The 21808-nt window shown below is 69.5% G+C and carries 19 protein-coding genes; 14 read left to right on the top strand and 5 right to left on the bottom strand.

The genetic code is table 11. The features are described from left to right. Positions 1-35 precede the first annotated feature (35 nt). The 4 genes from C1M51_RS00650 to C1M51_RS00635 are packed head-to-tail and all read left to right on the top strand — an operon-like array spanning position 36 to position 5618. Positions 36-2327: a TonB-dependent receptor domain-containing protein gene (locus C1M51_RS00650; RefSeq protein ID WP_242499833.1), complete on the top strand. Its 2292-nt coding sequence runs from the start codon at positions 36-38 to the stop codon at positions 2325-2327. Between the two features lie 10 nt (positions 2328-2337). After that, complete coding sequence (locus tag C1M51_RS00645; protein ID WP_129447782.1) at positions 2338-2883, top strand: cytochrome b; 546 nt, start codon at positions 2338-2340, stop codon at positions 2881-2883. Between the two features lie 49 nt (positions 2884-2932). Continuing rightward, positions 2933-4420 (top strand): DNA recombination protein RmuC, encoded by a 1488-nt coding sequence (locus tag C1M51_RS00640; RefSeq protein WP_129447781.1) that lies wholly within the window; start codon positions 2933-2935, stop codon positions 4418-4420. Beyond that, the gene (locus C1M51_RS00635; protein ID WP_129447780.1) at positions 4413-5618 is read left to right on the top strand and encodes an MFS transporter; all 1206 of its coding nucleotides are present in this window, start codon (positions 4413-4415) and stop codon (positions 5616-5618) included. Before C1M51_RS00640 ends, C1M51_RS00635 begins: the two co-directional genes overlap by 8 nt. A gap of 12 nt (positions 5619-5630) precedes the next feature. Here the strand turns inward: C1M51_RS00635 and pdeM are convergent, their stop codons facing one another. The 5 genes from pdeM to C1M51_RS00610 are packed head-to-tail and all read right to left on the bottom strand — an operon-like array spanning position 5631 to position 12263. Continuing rightward, positions 5631-6275 carry a ligase-associated DNA damage response endonuclease PdeM gene (gene pdeM, locus C1M51_RS00630; RefSeq protein WP_129452045.1) on the bottom strand — a complete coding sequence of 215 codons (645 nt, stop codon included), beginning with the start codon at positions 6273-6275 and terminating at the stop codon, positions 5631-5633. A gap of 2 nt (positions 6276-6277) precedes the next feature. Continuing rightward, complete coding sequence (locus C1M51_RS00625; RefSeq protein WP_129447779.1) at positions 6278-8764, bottom strand: ligase-associated DNA damage response DEXH box helicase; 2487 nt, start codon at positions 8762-8764, stop codon at positions 6278-6280. Continuing rightward, positions 8761-10389, bottom strand: coding sequence for an ATP-dependent DNA ligase (locus C1M51_RS00620; RefSeq protein WP_129447778.1), 1629 nt, complete (start codon positions 10387-10389; stop codon positions 8761-8763). The genes C1M51_RS00625 and C1M51_RS00620 overlap by 4 nt, the downstream gene beginning before the upstream one ends. Beyond that, the gene (locus C1M51_RS00615; RefSeq protein ID WP_129447777.1) at positions 10382-11413 is read right to left on the bottom strand and encodes a ligase-associated DNA damage response exonuclease; all 1032 of its coding nucleotides are present in this window, start codon (positions 11411-11413) and stop codon (positions 10382-10384) included. The genes C1M51_RS00620 and C1M51_RS00615 overlap by 8 nt, the downstream gene beginning before the upstream one ends. Positions 11414-11444: 31 nt before the next feature. Further along, entirely contained in the window at positions 11445-12263 is an 819-nt protein-coding gene (locus tag C1M51_RS00610) for a pyruvate, water dikinase regulatory protein (RefSeq protein ID WP_129447776.1), read from the bottom strand. A gap of 223 nt (positions 12264-12486) precedes the next feature. On the opposite strand from C1M51_RS00610, the gene ppsA reads away from it, so the two are divergent. The 10 genes from ppsA (at position 12487) to dnaB (ending at position 21741) form a co-directional block, all read left to right on the top strand. Then, a complete protein-coding gene (gene ppsA, locus C1M51_RS00605; protein ID WP_129447775.1) occupies positions 12487-14892 on the top strand; it encodes a phosphoenolpyruvate synthase in 2406 nt (801 codons plus the stop codon). Positions 14893-15078: 186 nt separating this feature from the next. Continuing rightward, positions 15079-15378, top strand: a complete 300-nt coding sequence (locus C1M51_RS00600; protein WP_129447774.1) for a hypothetical protein — start codon at positions 15079-15081, stop codon at positions 15376-15378. Beyond that, positions 15375-15983, top strand: a complete 609-nt coding sequence (locus tag C1M51_RS00595) for a tetratricopeptide repeat protein (RefSeq protein WP_129447773.1) — start codon at positions 15375-15377, stop codon at positions 15981-15983. Before C1M51_RS00600 ends, C1M51_RS00595 begins: the two co-directional genes overlap by 4 nt. Positions 15984-16098: 115 nt before the next feature. Continuing rightward, positions 16099-16356, top strand: a complete 258-nt coding sequence (locus tag C1M51_RS00590) for a DUF4212 domain-containing protein (protein WP_011829123.1) — start codon at positions 16099-16101, stop codon at positions 16354-16356. Between the two features lies 1 nt (position 16357). Then, on the top strand, positions 16358-18499 hold the full coding sequence (locus C1M51_RS00585) for a VC_2705 family sodium/solute symporter (protein WP_129447772.1): 2142 nt from the start codon (positions 16358-16360) through the stop codon (positions 18497-18499). Positions 18500-18692: 193 nt separating this feature from the next. Next, positions 18693-19061, top strand: coding sequence for a 30S ribosomal protein S6 (gene rpsF / locus C1M51_RS00580; protein ID WP_011829125.1), 369 nt, complete (start codon positions 18693-18695; stop codon positions 19059-19061). 34 nt (positions 19062-19095) lie between these two features. Beyond that, complete coding sequence (gene priB / locus C1M51_RS00575; RefSeq protein WP_129447771.1) at positions 19096-19395, top strand: primosomal replication protein N; 300 nt, start codon at positions 19096-19098, stop codon at positions 19393-19395. Positions 19396-19425: 30 nt separating this feature from the next. Then, complete coding sequence (gene rpsR, locus C1M51_RS00570) at positions 19426-19716, top strand: 30S ribosomal protein S18 (protein ID WP_011829127.1); 291 nt, start codon at positions 19426-19428, stop codon at positions 19714-19716. Between the two features lie 10 nt (positions 19717-19726). Continuing rightward, complete coding sequence (rplI, locus tag C1M51_RS00565) at positions 19727-20179, top strand: 50S ribosomal protein L9 (RefSeq protein ID WP_129447770.1); 453 nt, start codon at positions 19727-19729, stop codon at positions 20177-20179. A 146-nt stretch (positions 20180-20325) separates the two neighbouring features. Further along, on the top strand, positions 20326-21741 hold the full coding sequence (gene dnaB / locus C1M51_RS00560; protein WP_036231693.1) for a replicative DNA helicase: 1416 nt from the start codon (positions 20326-20328) through the stop codon (positions 21739-21741). Positions 21742-21808 lie beyond the last annotated feature (67 nt).

The following is a 21808-nucleotide window of genomic DNA, read 5'->3' as shown; positions in this document are numbered from 1 at the left end:
CGCCTCTCTTCATTCTGAAAACCATGGATACGACGATGACCTCCTCCAAGAAGACCTCGCGCCGGCTCTCGTCCGGCCTTGCGCTCGCCTGTCTGTCCTCGTTCGGTGCGGCGCAGGAGACGGCGTCCGGCCGGGGGGCGATCTCGGCCCTGCCGGCCGTGACCGTGACGGGCACGCTGCCGGACCGGCTGGAGGCCGTGCCGGGATCGAGCGCCGTGGTCGGCGCCCGGCAGCTCGAGGCCGAGCGGCCGTACTCTGTCCGCGAGGCGCTGCAGGCCGTTCCGGGCCTGCACGTGGTCGGCGAGGACGCCTTCGGGCTCAACCTGAACATCGGCATCCGCGGGCTGGACCCGCGCCGCACCAGCCGCACGCTGCTGCTGGAAGACGGCATGCCCATCCACCTGGCGCCCTACAGCGACCCGACGGCCCACTACCACACGCCCCTGGAACGCATCGAGCGGGTCGAGGTGATCAAGGGTTCGGGCCAGATCGTCCACGGCCCGCAGACGGTCGGCGGCGTGATCAACTTCGTGACGCGGCCGGTGCGGCGCAGCTTCGGCGGCGAGGTCGACCTGTCGGTCGGCGACCGCAACTTCAGCCGGGCCGCCGGCGCGGTCGGCAGTGGCGGCGACTGGGGCGGCTGGCTCGCCGAGGCGGCGCTGCGCCGCGGCAACGGCAGCCGCGACGGCAGCTTCCACCGCATCCGCGACGCGTCGCTGAAGACCGAGTTCGACCTCGGCGACAAACAGTCGCTGCGCCTGAAGTTCGGCTACTACGAGGAGGATTCGAAGTTCGGCGAAGCCGGCCTCGACCAGGCCCGCTACGACGCCGACCCCTATCAGAACGCCTTCCGCAACGACGTCTTCGAGCTCGAGCGCACCGCCTTCCAGGCCGTGCACAGTTTCGACTTCTCCGACACCACGCGGCTCGCGACCCAGGTCTACTACCAGAAGACCGACCGCGCCTCGTACCGCCAGCTCGACGCGATCGTCGAGGCCGACGCCGACGGCGTGGAAGCCGAGAAGGAGCGCGAGGGTCTGCGCTTCGACGAGGTCGGGACCGATGGCGCGGGCCTCGTGGCCGGTTGTCCGGAGGACATCGACTACACGGTGCCGAACGGCTTCGAGCAGTTCGCGAGCCTGTGCGGCAACCAGATGCGTCCCCGCAGCTACGAGTTCTACGGCATCGAACCGCGCCTCGAGATGCAGCATGGCGCCTTCGGCCTGCGCAGCGAGCTGGTCGCCGGGGTGCGGCTGCACCACGAGAAGGTGAACCGCAAGCGCTACAACGGCGCGACACCCACCGCGCGCGAACATTCGCCCGGCACCGGACTGCGCGACGAATTCGACATCGAGACCGACGCTGTCGCCGCCTACGTGCAGAACACCTTCTACGCCGGCAACTGGTCGTTCACGCCCGGCGTGCGCTACGAGAGCTACCGCCAGAAGAACCGCATCACCCAGGACGAGTTCGCGCCGGTCACGCCCGGCATCGAGACCTCGCAACGCAACAACGAGCTGCTGCCCGGTTTCGGGCTGACCTACTTCGGCCTCGCCGACACCACGCTGTTCGCAGGCATCCACCGCGGCATCGCGCCGCCGCGTCCCGATGCCAACCTGCCGCCCGGCGACGCCGACCTGCAGAAGGTCGACCCGGAGCTCAGCACCAACATCGAGCTCGGAATGCGCCACCGTCCGCGGCAGGGCGTGCAGCTGGAGGCCACGCTGTTCCAGATCGACTTCAAGAACCAGATCCTGCCGGGCTACGCGGTCGGCCTGGGGCAGACCTTCGCGAATGCCGGCCGCACCCTCAACCGCGGCGTCGAGTTCGGGTCACGCATTGACTTCGGCCGCCTTCAGGGCCGGCCCCACAACCCCTACCTGACACTGAGCTACACGAGCCTGTTCACCGCCCGGTTCGACAGCGACCTGCTGACGCCCGACTTCGCGCCCGGCGAGGATGAGACCACGGTGTTCGCCAATGCCCGCGGCAAGCGCCTGCCCTACGCGCCGCGGCACCTGCTGTCGGCCGGGCTCGGCTACGAGCACGGCTCCACCTGGGATGCGCGTATCGGTCTCACGCACGTGAGCGAGCAGTACACCGATGCGCTCAACACCCAGGCGCCGGCGGCGGATGGACAGTCGGGCGTGATCCCGAGCTACACGACGCTCAATGCCTCGTTCAACTACCGCCTGAAGCCGCAGGGCGTGACGCTGTACCTGAGCGCCACCAACCTGACCGACAAGCGCTATCTCGTCAGCCGGGTCAACGGGGCCTTCGCCGGCGTGCCGCGCCAGCTCTACGCCGGCGCGCGTTTCAGCTTCTGAGTCGCGGCCCATGCGTCCTGCCGCGGCGCCGGCTGCCTATGGGCAGCTGTCCGTCACGATGCACTGGCTGATGCTGGCACTGATCGCGCTGGCCTACCTGTGCATCGAGCTGCGGGTGCTGTTCGAGCGTGGTACGCCGCTGCGCGAATTCCTGCGCCATGCGCATTTCTCGATCGGCCTGACGGTGATGGGCCTGGTGCTGGTGCGCCTGTGGGGGCGATGGCGCGGCGGCACGCCGCCCATCGTGCCGGCGCCGCCGCGCGCGCAGCGGCTGGCCGCGCACGCGGTGCACCTGCTGCTGTACGCCTTCATGGTCGGCATGCCGCTGGTGGGCTGGGTGATGCTGAGCCTGCGCGGCGACCCGGTGCCGTTCTTCGGCATCGAGTTGCCGCCGCTCGCGGCCGAGAACAAGGACCTGGGCAAGTGGCTGCGTGGCTGGCACGGCGACGTGGGGCGCATCGCCTACGGCGTGATCGCGCTGCACGCGGGCGCCGCGCTGTTCCATCACTACCGGCTGCGCGACAACACGCTGCGCCGCATGCTGCCGGTGCGCTGAGTTCATGACCGGTCGCGAGGCCGGGGCGGGCTGACACAATCGCGGCACGATGCAACTGCCCGACTGGTCGCCCCTCCTGGTCCTCGCGCTGCTGGCGCTCAATCTCGTGTTGCTGCTGTGGCTGGCGCTCCGCCGGCCCGACGATGCGCCGTTGCGCGAACTCGGCGATCGCTTGCAGCAGACCGCGCGCGGCGACGCCGAGCGCCTGGAGCGCGAGCTGCGCGGCGAGGTGCAGGACAGCGCGCGTGGCACGCGCCAGGAGCTGACCGCCTCGCTGGGCCTGTTCCAGCAGACGCTGCTGAACCAGAGCAGCGACGTGGCGCGCACGCAGAACGAGCAGATCGACTCCTTCCGCACCCAGCTCGCGGCCACGCAGCAGGCGCTGTCGGACACGCTGCGCGGCAGCACCGGTGCGCTCACCCAGTCGGCGCTGTCGGCGCGCGAGGCACAGGACGGCGCGCTCAAGCGCTTCGGCGACAGCCAGGCCGAGCAGCTGCGCGCGCTGTCCGAGGCCAACGAGCGGCGGCTGCTCGAGGTCCGCCAGGCGGTCGAGGCGCGGTTGACGGCGCTGCAGGCCGACAACGAGAAGAAGCTCGAGCAGATGCGCCAGACGGTCGACGAGAAGCTGCACGCGACGCTGGAGCAGCGCCTCGGAGAGAGCTTCAAGCAGGTGGCCGACCGGCTGGAGCAGGTGCACCGCGGCCTGGGTGAGATGCAGGGGCTGGCGCGTGACGTGGGCTCGCTCAACCGCGTGCTGACCAACGTGAAGACGCGCGGCGTGTTCGGCGAGGTGCAGCTCGCCGGCCTGCTGGAGCAGGTGTTCACGCCCGAGCAGTACGGCGTCAACGTCGAGACGGTGCCCGGAAGCGGCGCGCGCGTCGAGTTCGCGGTCAAGTTCCCGGGGCGGCGCGACGATGGCCTGCCGACCTGGCTGCCGGTCGACGCCAAGTTCCCGCGTGAGGACTACGAGCGCCTGCTCGATGCGCAGGAGCGCGCCGACGCACCGGCGGCCGAGGCGGCGGCGCGGGCGATCGAGCAGCGCCTGCGGTTGGAGGCGCGCACCATCCGCGAGAAGTACGTCGCCGCGCCGCACACCACCGAGTTCGCGATCCTGTTCGTCCCGACCGAGGGCCTGTATGCCGAGGCGCTGCGCCGGCCCGGGCTGGTGGAGGCGCTGCAGCGCGAGCACCGCGTGACGCTGGCCGGCCCCACCACGCTGCTGGCCACGCTGACCAGCCTGCAGATGGGCTTTCGAACGCTGGCGCTCGAGAAGCGATCGGCCGAGGTCTGGGAAGTGCTGGGCGCGGTGAAGCAGGAGTTCGCGAAGTTCGGCGAGGTGCTGGCCAAGACGAAGAAGAAACTCGAGGAAGCCAGCAACACCATCGATGCGGCCCAGACCCGCACGAACGTGATGCAGCGCAAGCTGAAGACGGTCGAGGCCCTGGACGAGACGCGGGCCCAGGCGCTTCTGCCGGGGGGCCTCGAGACCGTGGAAGACGAGGAGCGAGAACCCGTCCCGCGCGACCACCGTGGCTGAGGACGCGTCGGCGGCTCAGGGCGCGAAGGCGCTGGCGCTGCGGTTGCTGCCGCTGATCGGCGGCCAGCTCTGCCTGCACGCCGCGATGACCGGCCTGCGCATGGCCGCGCCACTGCTCGCGCTGCACGAAGGCCACAGCGCGGCAGCGGTCGGCGGGCTGCTTGCCTTGTTCGCGGTCGCACCGATCGTGCTCGCGCTGCCCGCGGGCCGCATGGCCGACCGTCACGGCTACCACCGTCCGCTGCGCTGGGCCGTGGCGCTCGCCTTCGGCGGCGCCTTGTTGGCCGTGCTGGCGACCCTGCTGCCCGTCGGCTGGCACTACGGGGTGCTGTGTGCTGCCGCGATGCTGTGCGGGGGTGGCGCGAACTTCGGCCTGATCGCGATCCAGCGCACGGCCGGCCGGCTGGTGAACGACCCGACCGGACTGAAGCGCGTGTTCAGCTGGCTCGGCCTGGCGCCGGCGTTGAGCAACGTGGTCGGCCCGGTGATCGCCGGTGTGGTGATCGACGCGGCCGGCTTCGGTGCCGCCTTCGCGGTGCTGGCCTTGCTGCCGCTCGCGAGCCTGGTGTGGTCGCGCCGGGTGCCGCGCGAGGTGCCCGCAGCGGCCCCCGCTGGTGCGCCGCGCAGCCACCGTGCTTCCTGGGAGTTGCTGACGGCACCCCCGATGCGCCGGCTGCTGCTGGTGAACTGGCTGCTGTCGAGCAGCTGGGACGTGCACAGCTTCGTGGTACCGGTGCTGGGCCACGAGCGCGGGCTCAGCGCGTCGGCGATCGGGCTGATCCTCGGCGCCTTCGCGCTCGCGGTGGCCGGCGTGCGGTTGGTGATTCCGCTGCTCGCGCACCGGCTGCGCGAAGGCGCGGTGCTGGCGGGCGCGATGCTGCTGACGGCTGCCGTGTTCGCCGTCTATCCGCTGGCGCACGCGGCACTGGCGATGGGTGCATGCGCGGTGGTGCTGGGCCTGGCGCTCGGCACGGTGCAGCCGATGATCATGTCCACGCTGCACCAGATCACGCCGCAGGCCCGCCACGGCGAGGCGATCGCGCTGCGCTCGATGACCATCAACCTGTCCAGCGCGCTGATGCCGCTCGGTTTCGGCATGGCCGGCGCGGCGTTCGGTGCGGCCGGCGTGTTCTGGCTGATGGGCGCGATGGTCGGCGCGGGCGCGTGGCCGGCCCGCCGGCTGGCCACGATCGGCTGATCCGCGGTCTTTTCAGCGCGGCACCGCGAAGACCGTGTCGTCGGTGGCGACGAACAGGCGGTCGTCATCGGCCGGCGTCACCGGGTGGCCGCCGGTGAAGGCGCCGAACGCCGGCAGCACAGTGCGCTGCGGGCCGACCAGGAAGCAGGGCAGCCGCAGGCGCTCGCCACCCCAGGCCAGGTGATGCACCGGGTGCAGGTGACCGCAGAGCAGATGCGGCCCGGCCGACTTGCGCGGGTGATGGCCGAATGCGAAGGGGTCGAGCTGCCAGGGCTCGTCCACGACCGCGAGGTCCAGGTCGGCCGGCGGGTCGCCGGCGTGGGCGTCGTGGTTGCCGCGCACCAGTGTCAGCGCGAGGTCCGCATGGCGCAGGCGCCAGGCCCGCAGTGCCGCCAGCGTGGCGCCAGCCTGCGAGGCACGCGCATGCAGGAAGTCGCCGAGGAAGACGATGCCGCGCGCTAGCCGCGATGCCAGCAGCGCGTCCAGCGCCGCCAGGTTCTGCGACGTCGTGCCATGCGGCACCGGCAGGCCGCCGGCGCGGAAGGCGGCGGCCTTGCCGAAGTGCATGTCGGCCACCACCAGCAGCCGCTGTCGCGGCCACCATGCGGCCCGGGCGGGCAGCAGTTCGAGGGCTTCGCCGGCGATGTCGATCTGCATGGTCATCGCGGAGCGGCGGCTCGCTCGAGCTCGCGCAGCAGCCGCGCGACGCGGTCCGTCAGCGCCTCGGTGCTGAGCGCCTCGCGCAGCCGCTCGACCATCAGCGGGAAGCCGAATGGCGTTGCGCGGCGCAGTTCGACGAAGGCGAGGCGTCGCTGGGTCAGCTCGGTGAGCGTCTCACGCAGCCGGCCGAGCTCCAGCTCCTGTTCCAGCACTTCGCGCTCGGCCTGGCCCAGCAGCAGGTTGCCGGCGTCATGGCGCTGGAACACGTCGAAGAACAGGCTCGACGAAGCCTGCAGCTGCCGTGCGCTGCGCGCCTGGCCCGGGTAGCCCTGGAACACCAGCCCTGCAACGCGGGCGATCTCTCGGAAGCGCCGGCGCGACAGCTCGGTGGCGTTCAGGCCGGCCAGCACGTCCTCCAGCAATGCGTCGGTCGTCAGCAGGCGCTGCGCGGCCGCTGGCGTCGCGAGCAGCGCGGACCAGTCCACGGGCGTGGCGCACAGCAGTTCGAAACCGTAATCGTTGACGGCGATCGAGAAGCTCGCCGGTTGCCGTGCGCCGACACGATAGGCCAGCAGCGCGGCGAGGCCGACGTGCACGAGGCGCCCGGCGAACGGATAGAGGAACAGGTGCTGGCCCTCGCGGCTGCGCATCGACTCGGCCACCAGCACGTCGGCCGCCGGAAGCGCCGACCAGCGTGCCTGCAGTTCGAGCAGCGGGCGCAGCGCCCGCATCTCGGGACCGGGGAAACGGCCCCGCGCAGCCCGCTGCAGCCGCTCCAGTGCTGCGTGCGCCAGCTCGGATGACAGGGGCATCTGCCCGCCTTGCCAGCGCGGCACCGCGCCGCGCCGGCCGGTCGCGGGCCGCACGAAGGCGGTCATCTCATGGCTGCGCACGAACTCCAGCCGGCGGCCCCCGAACAGGAAGCGGTCACCGCGACGCAACCGCGCGATGAACGACTCCTCGATGCTGCCGAGCCGCGTGCCGTTCAGGAAGCGCACCTGCATCGCGGCGTCGGAGACGATGGTGCCGATGCCCATGCGGTGGCGGCGACCGATCGCCGCGTCGGGCACGCGGTACACGCCGTCGTCGTCGGGCAGCACGCGGCGGTACTCGGGGTAGACGACCAAGCTCTGTCCGCCGCGCGCGACGAAGTCGAGCGCCCACTGCCACTCGGCATCGCTCAGCGTGCGGTAGGCGTCGGTGCGGCGCACTTCCGCCAGCAGGTCGGCCGACCGGAAACCGCCGCCGAGCGCAACGGTGACGAGATGCTGCACCAGCACGTCGAGCGGCTTGTCCGGCGCGCGCCGCGACTCGATGCGGCGCGCGGCGACCGCGCGGATTGCCGCGGCGGCCTCCAGCAGCTCGAGGCTGTGCGTCGGCACCAGCGTGACGCGCGAGACCCGGCCGGGCGCATGGCCGCTGCGGCCGGCGCGCTGCAGCAGCCGCGCGACGCCCTTCGGGCTGCCGACCTGCAGCACGCGTTCGACCGGCAGGAAGTCGACGCCCAGGTCCAGGCTGGAGGTGCTGACCACCGCCTTCAGCCGGCCCGACTTCAGACCCTCTTCGACCCAGCCGCGCAGCGCGGGATCGAGCGAGCCGTGGTGCAGCGCGAGCACGCCGGCCCAGTCGGGGCGCGCATCGAGCAGCTTCTGGTACCAGATCTCGGCCTGCGAGCGGGTGTTGGTGAAGACCAGCGTGGTCGCGTGCCGGTCAATCTCGTCGATCACCGGCTGCAGCATCTCGATGCCGAGGTGGCCGCCCCAGGGGAAGCGCGACGGGTTCGGCGGTACCAGGGTGTCGACCACCACGCGCTTGGGCAGGCGGCCCTGCACCAGCACGCCCTGCGCGTCGGCGTCGCCGAGCAGCACCTGCCGCGCACGCGGCAGGTTGCCCAGCGTGGCGGACAGGCCCCACACCACCAGCCCCGGCTGCCAGTGCCGCAGCCGTGCCAGCGCGAGCTGGGTCTGCACGCCGCGCTTGTTGCCCATCAGCTCGTGCCATTCGTCGACGATCACCATGTCGACGTGCTGCAGGCGCCGCGCCGCGTCGGCCTGGCTCAGCATCAGCGACAGGCTCTCGGGCGTCGTGACCAGAGCGGCGGGTGGTGCCTCGGCCTGCCGTGCGCGCTCGGCGTTCGGCGTGTCGCCGGTGCGCAGGCCCACGCGCCAGCCCGGCAGCAGCTCGGCGAGCGGCGCCTCCAGCGCGCGCTGGGTGTCGGCGGCCAGCGCGCGCATCGGCGTGAGCCACAGCACCCGCAGGCCGCGGCCGTGGCCGTCGTCGTCGCCCGCGGCGCGCTGGCGCAGCGCGCGGCCCAGGGCGGCGAACCAGACCGCGTAGGTCTTGCCGGCGCCGGTGGTGGCGTGCAGCAGCCCGCTTTGGCCGCGCGCGGCCGCCGCCCAGACCTTGCGCTGGAAGGCGAACGGCTCCCAGCCGCGCGCGGTGAACCAGGCGCCCAGCGCGGCCGGGGGCAACGCGCGCCGGTTCATGCGAGCAGGCCCTTCAGCGTGGCGAGCGTGTCGGCCTCCTCGACCGGCTTGTCGGGGCGTGGCCGCAGGATGCGCGGGAAGCGCACCGCCACGCCGGCCTTGTGGCGCGAGGAGCGTGCAATGCCCTCGAAGCCGATCTCGAACACCAGCGTCGGCCGCACGCTGCGCACCGGCCCGAACTTCTCGATCGTCGTCTTGCGGATCACCGCGTCGACGCGGGCGATCTCGGCGTCGCTCAGGCCGGAGTAGGCCTTGGCGAACGGCACCAGTCGGCGCTCGCCGGGCACACCGTCCGGCGCGTCGTCCCACACCGCGAAGGTGTAGTCGGTGTAGAGCGAGGCGCGCCGCCCGTGGCCGGCCTGGGCGTAGACGAGCACCGCGTCGACGGCATAGGGGTCGACCTTCCACTTCCACCACACGCCGACGTCCTTGGTGCGGCCGACGCCATAGCGCGACTCGCGCGCCTTCAGCATCAGGCCTTCGACGCCTCGCTCGCGGGCGGTGTCGCGCAGCACGGCCAGCGCCGTCCAGTCGGGGGCCTGCACCTGGGGCGCGATCTGCAACGCGGGGTCGGCAGTCGCGGCGATCAGTTGCTCCAGACGCGGGCGCCGCAGGTGCTGCGGCTCGCCGCGCCGGTCGGCAGCCTCGTGCTCCAGCAGGTCGTAGGCGATCAGCACCGCCGGCAACTCCTGCAGCAGGCGGGCTCCGAGGGTCTTGCGGCCGATGCGCCGCTGCAGGGCCGCGAACGGGGAGGGGCGGCCGTCCTGCCAGACGACGATCTCGCCGTCGAGCACCGTGCCGTCGGGCAGGGGCAGCTTCGCCAGCTCGGGGAAGCGGTCGGTGATCAGCTCCTCGCCGCGCGACCAGAGCCAGGATTGCCCGTCGCGCCGCACGAGCTGGGCGCGGATGCCGTCGTACTTCCACTCGGCCTGCCAATCGTCGAGCGCGCCGAGCGTGCGCGGCTCGGCCTGCAGGGTATGCGCGAGGAAGAACGGGTAGGGCTGGCCGCCGGGCGAGGCGCCGCCGGTTGCGGCCTCCGGCGCCAGCAGCGCGGCGTAGGCGTCGGCCGTCGGCTGGGCGCCCTTGTCGGTCCAGCCCATCAGCCGTTGGGCGATGAGCTTGGCGTCGAGCCCGGCCACCGCGGCCAGCGCGCGCGTGAGCAGCAGCCGCGAGACGCCGACGCGAAAGCCGCCGCCGATCAGCTTGCCGAGCAGGAAGCGGCCGGGGGTGTCGAGTTCGTCCCACGCATCGAACAGCGCCGTGCGCACCTGCTCGGGCGGCGCGCCGCGCAAGGGGCCGATGCGCTCGCGCATCCAGTCGTCGAGGCCGAGCGCGCTGTCGCGCACCGGCGGCGGCAGCACGAGCGCGATCGTCTCGGCCAGGTCGCCGACCGCCTCATAGCAGGCGTCGAACAGCCAGGCCGGCAGGCCGGCGCGCTCGGCGGCCAGTTGACGCAGCAGCGCCGTCGGCACGGCCTGGCGCGGCTTGCCGCCGGCCAGGAAGTAGGCCGCCCAGGCGGCATGGCGGGCGGGTGCGGCACGGAAGTAGGCCGTCAGCGCTTCAAGCTTCCCGTGCGTCGAGGTGGTCGCATCCAGCGCGGCGTAGAGCCGGGCGAAGTCACGCACCGCCGGTCTCCGCGGGCGGCGGTGCCGGCGGGGCGGTCTCGTCCTCGTCGCCGTATTCGGTCTGGAAGGCGGCGGCGTCGAGGCCCTGCTCGCGCAGCCAGCGGATCAGCGGGCCGGTCTCGCCGTGCGTCACGACGATGCGCCCGGCGCCGGTCGCCCCGATCGCCTCCAGCAACGCCGGCCAATCGGCGTGGTCGGACAGCACGAAGCCGCGGTCGACGCCACGCCGCCGCCGCGTGCCGCGCAGGCGCATCCAGCCGCTCGCGAAGGCGTCGCGGACTTCGCCGAAGCGCTTCAGCCACGGGGAGCCGGCCGCCGACGGTGGAGCCAGCACGAGCGCGCGCCGCAGATCGGCGGGATCGCCGACCTGGTCGACCGTGATCGTGGGCGGCAGTGCCACGCCGGCGGCGCGGTAGGCGTCGTTGAGCGTCTGCACCGCGCCATGGCAGACGATGGGGCCGATCGAGGCATCGACGCCGAGCAGCACGCGTTGCGCCTTGCCGAGCGCATAGCAATACAGCACGCTGGCCTGGCCCGCGTCGGCGTTGTCGCGCCACCAGTGCTCGACGCCGGCAAACACCTGCGCGGGCGGGTCCCAGCGGTAGATCGGCAGTCCGAAGGTCGACTCGGTGACGAAGGTGTCGCAGCGCAGCGGTTCGAACGGTGCGCAGCTCGCGTCCGGTGCGAGCTTGTAGTCGCCCGAGACCACCCACACCTCGCCGCGGTGTTCGAGGCGCACCTGCGCCGAGCCGAGCACGTGGCCTGCGGGGTGCAGCGACAGCGTCACGCCGTGGTGCGTGATGCGTTCGCCGTACTCGAGCGTGTCGAGGCCCACATCGCCCAGCCGCGTGCGCACCAGCGTCGCGCCCGCGCGCGCCGCGAGGTAGCGGCCGTGTCCCGGGCGGGCGTGGTCGGCGTGCGCGTGGGTCAGCACAGCGCGGGCCACCGGCCGCCACGGGTCGATGTAGAAATCGCCGGCGGCGCAGTACAGCCCCTCCTTGCGCACGACGACCAGATCGCTCATGGCACCCCGAGGCCAGCCATGGCGGCGCGGCTCAGTAGATCAGCCGGTCCGGCCGGATATCGCGCAGGATGGTGGTGGCGATTTCCTCGATCGACTTGTGCGTCGAGCTGAGCCAGGCGATGCCCTCGCGGCCCATCATCGACTCGGCCGCCGACACCTCCAGGCGGCAGTTCTCGAGCGAGGCGTACTTGCTGTTGGGTCGTCGCTCGTGGCGGATCTCGCGCAGGCGCTCCGGCGCGATCGTCAGGCCGAAGCACTTCTTCTTGTGCGGCACCAGCGCGGAGGGCAGGGCGCCGCGGTCGAAGTCCTCGGGGATCAGCGGGTAATTGGCCGCCTTGATGCCGTGCTGCATCGCCAGGTAGAGCGAGGTCGGCGTCTTGCCGGAGCGGCTGACGCCGACCAGGATCACGTCGGCGATGTCGAGGTTCTTCGACGACTGGCCGTCGTCATGGGCGAGCGAGAAGTTGATCGCCTCGATGCGATCGGTGTACTCCTGGCTCTTGGAGATGTCGTCGAAGCGGCCGACGCGGTGGTTGGACTTGATGCCGAACTCGGCCTCCAGCGGCTCGACGAAGGTGCCCAGCATGTCCAGCACCAGGCAGTGGGCGCTGCGGATGATGCTGCGCACCTCGGTGTCGATCAGCGTGATGAAGACGATCGGGCGCTTGCCCTCGCGCCCGGCGGTGTCGTTGATCTCGCGCACCACCTGGTAGGCCTTGTCGGGCGTGTCGATGAAGGGCCGGCGCACGTGGCGGGGCTTGGCCGAGAACTGCGCCAGGATGGAGTTGCCGAAGGTCTCGGCGGTGATGCCGGTGCCGTCCGAAACGAAGAACACTGTGCGATTTGGCATGGGGAAGAAGGAGCGCGGCGCGCTTTTAGGGGGTGGCCGTCAGGGCAAACGATTGCAACGGGGACCGTACAATCTAAACCAGTTTGCACCTGGCCCTTCCGCATCCGACTCCAGCCATGAGCCCCGCGCCGAGAACAAGACGAACAGGCGTGAGCGCGGCCGACTGGAAGCCTCGGTGGCCGCAACGGTGCGCCCCGGTTTCATCACATCACGGAGTTTTCCCATGTCCAGCTTTGATGCGACCGCCCTGGTCGTCCCGTTCGAACGACTGAGAATGACCGACGTCGACGCGGTTGGCGGCAAGAACGCCAGCCTCGGCGAGATGATCAGCCAGCTCGCGGCCTCCGGCGTGCGGGTGCCCGGGGGCTTCGCGACCACCGCCCACGCCTTCCGGCAGTTCCTCAAGCACGGCGGCCTGGTCGACAGGATCAATGCGCGCCTGTCGGCGCTGGACACCGACGACGTGCGGGCACTGGCCGAGGCCGGGGCCGAGATCCGCGGTTGGGTCGAGGCCCAGCCGTTCCCGGCTGACCTGCAGGACGCGATCGCGACCGAGTTTTCGCAGCTCACTGCCGGCAACCCCGGCGCCTCGTTCGCGGTGCGCTCTTCGGCCACCGCCGAGGACCTGCCCGACGCCAGCTTCGCGGGCCAGCAGGAGACCTTCCTGAACGTCGTCGGCATCGACGACGTGCTGCACAAGATGAAGGAGGTGTTCGCCAGCCTCTACAACGACCGCGCCATCAGCTACCGAGTGCACAAGGGCTTTGCGCACGCCGACGTGGCGCTGTCGGCCGGCGTGCAGCGCATGGTGCGCTCCGACCTCGGCGCGGCCGGCGTGATGTTCACGATCGACACCGAGTCCGGCTTCAAGGACGTGGTCTTCATCACCTCGAGCTACGGCCTGGGCGAGACGGTGGTGCAGGGTGCCGTGAACCCGGATGAGTTCTACGTGCACAAGCCGGCGCTGAAGGCCGGCAAGCTGGCGGTGATCCGCCGCAACCTCGGCTCCAAGCTGATCAAGATGGAGTTCGCCACGCCGCAGGAAAAGGCAGCCAGCGGCAAGCTCGTCAAGACCGTGGACACGGCGACCGAGCAGCGCAACCGCTACTCGCTGTCCGACGCCGACGTGACCGAACTCGCCCGTTACGCGCTGATCATCGAGGAGCACTACGGCCGCCCGATGGACATCGAGTGGGGCAAGGACGGCGGCGATGGGCAGCTCTACATCCTGCAGGCGCGGCCGGAAACGGTGAAGAGCCAGGCCGAGGGCAAGGTCGAGCAGCGCTACAAGCTCAAGGGCTCGGGCACCGTGCTGGCCGAGGGCCGCGCGATCGGCCAGAAGATCGGCACCGGCCCGGTGCGCATCGTGCACAGCCTGGCCGAGATGGACCAGGTGCAGGCCGGTGACGTGCTGGTCACCGACATGACCGACCCGAACTGGGAGCCGGTGATGAAGCGCGCCAGCGCCATCGTCACCAACCGCGGCGGCCGCACCTGCCACGCGGCGATCATCGCGCGCGAGCTCGGCATCCCGGCGGTCGTGGGCTGCGGCGACGCGACCGAGACGCTGAAGGACGGTGCGCTGGTCACCGTGGCTTGCTCCGAGGGCGACACCGGCTACATCTACGACGGGCTGCTCGAGACCGAGATCAGCGACGTGCAGCGCGGCGAGCTGCCGTACTGCCCGGTCAAGATCATGATGAACGTGGGCAACCCGCAGCTCGCGTTCGACTTCGCGCAGATGCCGAACTCCGGCGTCGGCCTGGCGCGGCTCGAATTCATCATCAACAACAACATCGGCGTACACCCGAAGGCGATCCTCGACTACCCGAATGTCGACGCCGACCTGAAGAAGGCCGTCGAGAGCGTGGCCCGCGGCCATGCCTCGCCGCGCGCCTTCTACGTCGACAAGCTGGCCGAGGGCATCGCGACGATCGCTGCCGCGTTCTGGCCGAAGCCGGTCATCGTGCGCCTGAGCGACTTCAAGTCGAACGAGTACAAGAAGCTGATCGGTGGCTCGCGCTACGAGCCCGAGGAAGAGAACCCGATGCTGGGCTTCCGTGGCGCATCGCGCTACATCAGCAGCGACTTCGGCGAGGCCTTCGCGATGGAGTGCGAGGCGCTCAAGCGTGTGCGCCAGGACATGGGCCTGACCAACGTCGAGATCATGGTGCCCTTCGTGCGCACGGTGAAGCAGGCAGAGCGCGTGGTGGGCATGCTGGCCGAGCACGGGCTCAAGCGCGCGGCGGCCGGCGGCAGCGACGACCTCAAGGTCATCATGATGTGCGAGGTGCCGAGCAACGCCATCCTGGCCGACCAGTTCCTCGCGCACTTCGACGGCATGTCGATCGGCTCGAACGATCTGACCCAGCTCACGCTGGGACTGGACCGCGACTCCGGGCTCGAACTGCTGGCGGCCGACTTCGACGAGCGCGATCCGGCCGTCAAGGCCATGATCTCGCGGGCCATCACCGCCTGCCGCGCCACCGGCAAGTACATCGGCATCTGCGGCCAGGGGCCCAGCGACCACCCCGACTTCGCCGACTGGCTGGCGGCCGAGGGCATCGTGTCGATCTCGCTGAACCCCGACACGGTGGTCGACACCTGGCAGCGTCTCGCCAAGCGCTGAGTTCTGCACGCTGCAAGTCCGCGGGCTGAGCCCCGGACCTCGGAACGGCCCCGATCGGGGCCGTTTGCCGTTTTGCGTGCGCCAAGCTTCGGGTAAGTCCTGACAGGGCATATCAGAGCATCGTCAGGTTTCGTCAGCATCGCGTAAGGCGCCATTTCACAATGAAAGGAACCGTTACGAGGCCCCATGCTGCTGTTCATCGCATCGATCAAGCTCATCGCCGAGATCGCCCTGTGCGCACTGGCCGGACGCTGGCTGCTCGGCATCCTGGCGGGCGCCAAGCGCGAACAGAATTTCTTCTATCAGTTGCTGAACGGCCTGACCCGCCCCTTCACCACTGCGTTCCGCGCCATCACGCCGAAGCTGGTGATCGACCGCCACATCCCGCTGCTGACCTTCATCGCGCTCGCGTGGATCTGGGTGTTCATGGTGATCGAGAAGGTCAGCCTCTGCCGGGCGGCGCCAGGTCAGGGGCTGTGCCAATGAACTCGACGAGCCTGCCGCGCCAGGGTGGGTGGTGGCGCCATCTGCTGCTCAAGTGGCGCGCGCAGATGCTGCTCGTCATCAATCGGCGCGACGGGGCGCTCGAGGTCTTCGACGAGATGCTGGGGCTGTGGCCTGACGACGCATACGCGCTCGCCAGCCGAGCCCACGTGCTGGCGCAGGCCGGACGGGCCGATGCGGCGATGGCCGATTTCCGCCGCTTGCTCGATGCGCAGCCCGAGCATGCCCATGCCTGGTTCAACCTCGGTTTCCTGCTGGAGCAGCAGGGCCGGCTCGACGAGGCCGAACAGGCATTCCGCCGCGCGCTCGAACTCGAGTCCAAGCTCGACCGGGCCTGGTACGGCCTGGGTCTGGTGCTGATCCGTCAGCACCGCTACGACGAGGCCGTCGCCGCGTTGAAGCGCAACACCGAACTGCAGCCCATGAGCCCGCACGGCTGGTACCAGCTGGCGCGGGTGCATGTCGATCGTCAGCAACCCGAGGAGGCGGCGAAGATCATCCGCCATCTCCAGGGGTTCGAGCCCAAGGTGGCCGCTCAGCTCGAGCGGGAAACCGGACTGCTCGGCTCGCCGGCCGGCGGGCACTGAAACGCGCCCGTCCACGGGCGGCAGGCATCGCGTCGAAGAACGCGAGGGACGGTGGCATCCGCAAGACCGGTGACCCCCCGACGGGGTTGGAGACAACAAGGACTGGAGCACAGCGATGCAGGTGACTGAACAGCAGCGGCTCTACTGGCAGAAGAACCTCAGGATCACCTCGGTCCTGCTGGCGATCTGGTTTGTAGTGACCTACGTAATGGCGTATTTCGCGCGAGACCTCAGCTTCTCGTTCTTCGGCTGGCCTTTCAGCTTCTACATGGCGGCGCAGGGCTCGCTGATCATCTATGTGGTCATCATCTGGTATTACGCCAGGACGATGAACCGCCTCGATCAAGAACACGGCGTTGCCGAGGAGGACTGACATGGCTGGAATCACACCGACTGCCGCCGCTGCGGGCAGCAGTCGCGCCGCCAACGCGGCCTTCAAGTCGCAACTGAACAAGGTCTACAGCTGGTACACCGGCGGCTTCATCGCCTTCGTGATCGTGCTGGCGGTGCTGGAGCAGATGGGGCTGCCGCGCAGCTACATCGGCTTCATCTTCCTGCTGGCCACCGTGGCCCTGTATGCCGGCATCGGCATCATGAGCCGCACCACCGATGCGGCCGAGTACTACGTCGCAGGTCGCCGCGTGCCGGCGGTCTACAACGGCATGGCCACCGGTGCCGACTGGATGTCGGCCGCCTCGTTCATCGGCATGGCCGGCACGCTGTACCTCACCGGCTACGGCGGCCTGGCCTTCATCATGGGCTGGACCGGCGGCTACTGCCTGGTGGCGCTGTTCCTGGCACCTTACCTGCGCAAGTTCGGGCAGTTCACGATTCCCGACTTCCTCGGCGAGCGCTATGGCGGCAATCTGGCGCGGTTCATCGGCATCTTCGCGGCGATCCTGTGCTCGTTCACCTACGTGGTGGCGCAGATCTACGGCGTAGGGTTGATCACGGCCCGCCTGAGCGGTCTGGCGTTCGAGATCGGCGTGTTCGTCGGCCTCGGCGGTATCCTGGTGTGCTCCTTCCTCGGCGGCATGCGCGCGGTCACCTGGACGCAGGTGGCGCAGTACATCATCCTGATCATTGCGTACATGATCCCTGTGGTCTGGCTTTCGGTGAAGCAGACCAGTGTGCCGGTGCCGCAGGCCATCTACGGCGCCCAACTGCAGAAGATCACCGCCAAGGAGGCCCAGCTCAAGGCCGACCCGAAGGAGCTGGAGGTCATCGCGGCCTTCAAGCAGCGTGCCGAGGGCGCCGATACCAAGTTGAAGGACGTGCCGGCCGCGATGGCAGCTGACAAGGCAGCGGCCGAGCAGAAGCTCGCCGACCTGAAGGGCGCGAACGCTCCGCTGGCCGACGTGCAGGCGGCCGAGAAAGCGCTGGCTGCCTTGCCGGCAACGGAAGCCGATGCCAAGAAGGCCTACACGGCGGCAAAGACTGCGAACGAGGCGCGCGCCAAGCCGCTGGCCGGCATGCCGCCCCACGCACAGCAGTACGCCGGCGACCCGAACGGCGACGAGAAGGCGCAGAAGACCTTCGACGATTCGCGTCGCAACTTCCTGGCGCTGGTGTTCTGCCTGATGGTCGGCACGGCCGCGCTGCCGCACATCCTGATGCGCTACTACACGACGCCCTCGGTCAAGGAGGCGCGCGAGTCGGTGACCTGGTCGCTGTTCTTCATCTTCCTGCTGTATTTCACCGCGCCGGCGCTGGCCGTCCTGGTGAAGTTCGAGGTGTTCAACAACGTCGTCGGCACGCCGTTCGACCAGTTGCCCGCCTGGATCGCCAACTGGGCGCGGGTCGATCCGACGCTGATGTCGGTCACCGACATCAACAAGGACGGCATCCTGCAGCTCGGCGAGATGAAGATCGGCGGCGACATCATCGTGCTGGCCACGCCGGAGATCGGTGGCCTGCCGTACGTGGTGTCAGGCATGGTCGCCGCGGGCGGTCTGGCGGCGGCGCTGTCCACCGCGGACGGCCTGCTGCTGACGATCGCCAACGCGCTGTCGCACGACCTGTACTACAAGATGATCGATCCGAATGCGTCGACCTCCCGCCGCGTGACGATCTCCAAGATCCTCTTGCTGGTCGTGGCCCTGGCAGCGGCCTACGTGGCGTCGCAGAAGCCGGCGGACATCCTGTTCCTGGTGTCGGCGGCGTTCTCGTTCGCGGCGGCGGGCTTCTTCCCGGCCCTGGTGCTCGGCATCTTCTGGAAGCGGGCTTCCAGCGCCGGGGCCGTGCTGGGCATGATCGCCGGCCTGGGGACGACCATGTACTACATGATCCACAACCAGCCCTGGCTGCGTGGCGTGTTCGGCATCACCGATCCCGTCAACCTGTGGTTCGGCATCCAGCCGATCTCGGCGGCGACCTTCGGCGTGCCGATCGGCTTTGCGGTGATCATCATCGTGAGCCTGTTCACGCCGGCACCGAACAAGAAGGTGCAGGAGCTGATCGAGCACGTTCGCTATCCGAACCTGCGCGGCGACACGGTGAAGAGCCTGGGTACCTGAGGCCCCGTGGGGCCGGCCTCCGGGCCGGCCCGCCACGGCTGACTGGCGGCCCCCGGCAACGGGGGCCGTTTCCATTGATGCGGCTATAATCTTGGGCTCACCTTGCCACACCCCTTGTTGACGCTAGGGGGTGGCTTCCCCGCCGACCGCCGTGCCCGCACGGCCGCGAGGCGGACATCCACAAGGAGTACCGATGCGTCATTACGAAATCGTCCTGCTGATCCACCCGGATCAAAGCGAGCAGGTTCCGGCCATGCTGGAACGCTACAAGGGCCTGGTCACCGCCGCCGGTGGCAAGGTGCACCGCGTCGAGGATTGGGGTCGCCGCCAACTGGCGTACCTGATCAACAAGCTCGCGAAGGCGCACTACCTGTGCCTCAACATCGAGTGCAGCAAGGAAACGCTGCTCGAGCTCGAGACCGGCTTCAAGTTCAACGACGCCGTGCTGCGCCACCTCACGGTGGTCAAGAGCAAGGCCGAGACCGCGCCCTCGATCATGATGAAGGCCGTCGAGCGCGAGGAATCGCGCAAGGCACCGCAGCCGCAGGAAGCCGCCGCCTGATTCCGGTGAAGCCCTGCCTGCCGCAGGCGCCTGCATGAACCGCGTGGCTCTTCAGGCGCAGTTGGTGGAGCGGGGCGTGATGCGCTACACGCCCGCCGGTTTGCCGGCACTCGACTTGAGCCTGAGGCACGAGTCGCAAGTGACGGAAGCCGGGCACCCGCGCCGGGTCTCCCTGGAGATCCGGGCCGTGGGCATCGGGGCGGTGGCCGAGCAGCTCGGCAAGCTGGCGGTGGGAGACACCGCCGGGTTCGCCGGATTCCTCGGATCCCACCGCAACGGCAAGGGCGTGCTGCTGCACATCACCGAATTCGACGCCCAGCCCGCTTCGCTTTGAGCAACCCGTTTCAGATTTCAGGAGTTCACTATGCCCCCGCCCCGTGGTAAAGGCCGTTTCGGCAAGGACAAGCGCCCGAAGCGCAACACCCAATCGCTGCTGTTCCGTCGCAAGCGCTTCTGCCGCTTCACGGTCACCGGCGTCACCGAGATCGACTACAAGGATGTCGACACGCTGCGCGACTTCATCGCCGAGAACGGCAAGATCACGCCCGCCCGCCTGACCGGCACGCGTGCCTTCTTCCAGCGTCAGCTGTCGACCTGCATCAAGCGCGCCCGCTTCCTGGCCCTGCTGCCGTACAGCGACCAGCACAAGTCCTGAGGAGCCCGCCATGCAAATCATCCTGCTCGAGAAGGTGGCCAACCTCGGCAACCTCGGTGAGGTCGTCAAGGTCAAGGACGGCTACGCACGCAATTTCCTGATCCCCAGTGGTGCCGCACGTCGTGCCACCGAAACGGCGGTCAAGGAATTCGAAGCCAAGCGCATCGAACTGGAAAAGGCTGCGGCTGCGAAGCTGGCCGCCTCCCAGGCCGAGGGCGAGAAGCTCAACGGCAAGGTCCTCAGCATCACGCAGAAGGCCGGCGTCGATGGCCGCCTGTTCGGCTCGGTCACCAACCACGATATCGCCGAAGCGCTGGGCAAGGCCGGCTTCAAGGTCGTGAAGTCGCAGGTGCGCCTGCCCAACGGTCCGCTGAAGACCGTGGGTGAGCACCCGGTGACGGTGGCGCTGCACACCGACGTGGTGGTCGACGTGAACGTGACGGTGGTCGGCGAGACCGACTGAGTCTTCTGTCCGCTCGCGACGAAGGCCGGCATTCGCCGGCCTTTGTTTTTGCGGCGGTGCCTGTACAGCGCCGCCCCCAGGCCACCCACCGGATTTCCACAGACTTGCCCACAACGGCGGGTCGGCGACCGGCATAAGATCGAACGATGTCAGCCATTTTCTCCGGGGGCGGCGCGCGCCCTGACGCCCGCGGCGACGACGAGGTCGCCCGCCTGCGCATCCCGCCGCAATCCATCGAGGCCGAGCAGAGCGTGCTGGGGGGGCTGCTGATCGACAACGGCGCCTGGGACCGGGCCGGCGACCTGCTGAACGACGGCGATTTCTACCGCCACGAGCACCAGTTGATCTACGGGGCCATCGGCAAGCTGATCAACGCCAGCAAGCCGGCCGACGTGATCACCGTCTACGAGCAACTGCAGTCGCTCGGCAAGGCCGAGGAGGTGGGCGGGCTGGCCTACCTGAACCAGCTCGCGCAGAGCGTGCCGAGCGCGGCCAACCTGCGCCGCTATGCCGAGATCGTGCGCGAGCGCAAGATCCTGCGCGACCTGGTCGCCACCAGTGACGAGATCGCCACCAATGCCTTCAACCCTCGCGGCCGCGCGGTCTCCGAGATCCTCGACGAGGCCGAGGGCAAGATCTTCAAGATCGGCGAAGCGGGTTCGCGCACCAAGCAGGGCTTCCAGGGCATGGATACGCTGGTGGTGCAGCTGATCGACCGCGTGACCGAACTGGCCGAGAACGGCGCCGAGGAAGTGACCGGCGTGCGCACCGGCTTCTACGACCTTGACCGCATGACCGCCGGTCTGCAGCCGGGCGATCTGATCGTGCTGGCGGCGCGCCCGTCGATGGGCAAGACCGCGTTCGCGCTCAACATCGGCGAGCACGTCGCGGTGCAGGAAGGCCTGCCGGTGGTGGTGTTCTCGATGGAAATGGGCGCCTCGCAGCTGGCGCTGCGGATGGTCGGCTCGCTCGGCCGCATCGACCAGTCGGGGCTGCGCACCGGCCGGCTGCGCGACGACGAATGGGGCCGCCTGACCGAGGCGGTCGACAAGCTCGGCAAGGCCAGCGTCTTCATCGACGAGAGCGCGGCGCTGACGCCGAGCGAGCTGCGCGCCCGCGCCCGGCGCCAGGCACGCCAGTGCGGCCAGCTCGGCCTGATCGTGGTCGACTACCTGCAGCTGATGAGCGGCTCCAGCTCGAACGAGGAGAACCGTGCCACCGTGATCGGCGAGATCTCGCGCGGCCTGAAGTCGCTGGCCAAGGAACTGAAGTGCCCGGTGATCGCGCTGTCGCAGCTCAATCGCAGCGTCGAGACGCGCACCGACAAGCGGCCGATGATGAGCGACCTGCGCGAGTCGGGCGCGATCGAGCAGGATGCCGACGTCATCATGTTCATCTACCGCGACGAGTACTACAACAAGGACACCAAGGAGCCGGGCGTTGCCGAGATCATCATCGGCAAGCAGCGTAACGGCCCGGTCGGCACGGTGAAGCTCACCTTCCTGAAGCCGCTGACCAAGTTCGACAACCTGGCGCCGGGCAGCAGCGGCAGCGACTACTGACGCCCGGGCGGGTTTTCCGGGTGGGCGGCTTGACAGTCGACCCCATGTACATACACTGTCCATGGAC

It is taken from the genome of Methylibium sp. Pch-M (assembly GCF_004136295.1).
Lineage (GTDB): Bacteria > Pseudomonadota > Gammaproteobacteria > Burkholderiales > Burkholderiaceae_C > Methylibium > Methylibium petroleiphilum.
Note: the sequence above shows the minus strand (reverse complement) of the source record. Positions and strands in the feature narration are given on the sequence as shown.

Coding starts and splice junctions, on each gene's coding strand:
- C1M51_RS00650 (WP_242499833.1), top strand. CDS start 36: ATGACCTCCTCCAAGAAGACCTCGCGCCGGCTCTCGTCCGGCCTTGCG.
- C1M51_RS00645 (WP_129447782.1), top strand. CDS start 2,338: ATGCGTCCTGCCGCGGCGCCGGCTGCCTATGGGCAGCTGTCCGTCACG.
- C1M51_RS00640 (WP_129447781.1), top strand. CDS start 2,933: ATGCAACTGCCCGACTGGTCGCCCCTCCTGGTCCTCGCGCTGCTGGCG.
- pdeM (WP_129452045.1), bottom strand. CDS start 6,275: ATGCAGATCGACATCGCCGGCGAAGCCCTCGAACTGCTGCCCGCCCGG.
- C1M51_RS00625 (WP_129447779.1), bottom strand. CDS start 8,764: ATGAACCGGCGCGCGTTGCCCCCGGCCGCGCTGGGCGCCTGGTTCACC.
- C1M51_RS00615 (WP_129447777.1), bottom strand. CDS start 11,413: ATGAGCGATCTGGTCGTCGTGCGCAAGGAGGGGCTGTACTGCGCCGCC.
- C1M51_RS00610 (WP_129447776.1), bottom strand. CDS start 12,263: ATGCCAAATCGCACAGTGTTCTTCGTTTCGGACGGCACCGGCATCACC.
- ppsA (WP_129447775.1), top strand. CDS start 12,487: ATGTCCAGCTTTGATGCGACCGCCCTGGTCGTCCCGTTCGAACGACTG.
- C1M51_RS00600 (WP_129447774.1), top strand. CDS start 15,079: ATGCTGCTGTTCATCGCATCGATCAAGCTCATCGCCGAGATCGCCCTG.
- C1M51_RS00595 (WP_129447773.1), top strand. CDS start 15,375: ATGAACTCGACGAGCCTGCCGCGCCAGGGTGGGTGGTGGCGCCATCTG.
- C1M51_RS00590 (WP_011829123.1), top strand. CDS start 16,099: ATGCAGGTGACTGAACAGCAGCGGCTCTACTGGCAGAAGAACCTCAGG.
- C1M51_RS00585 (WP_129447772.1), top strand. CDS start 16,358: ATGGCTGGAATCACACCGACTGCCGCCGCTGCGGGCAGCAGTCGCGCC.
- rpsF (WP_011829125.1), top strand. CDS start 18,693: ATGCGTCATTACGAAATCGTCCTGCTGATCCACCCGGATCAAAGCGAG.
- priB (WP_129447771.1), top strand. CDS start 19,096: ATGAACCGCGTGGCTCTTCAGGCGCAGTTGGTGGAGCGGGGCGTGATG.
- rpsR (WP_011829127.1), top strand. CDS start 19,426: ATGCCCCCGCCCCGTGGTAAAGGCCGTTTCGGCAAGGACAAGCGCCCG.
- rplI (WP_129447770.1), top strand. CDS start 19,727: ATGCAAATCATCCTGCTCGAGAAGGTGGCCAACCTCGGCAACCTCGGT.
- dnaB (WP_036231693.1), top strand. CDS start 20,326: ATGTCAGCCATTTTCTCCGGGGGCGGCGCGCGCCCTGACGCCCGCGGC.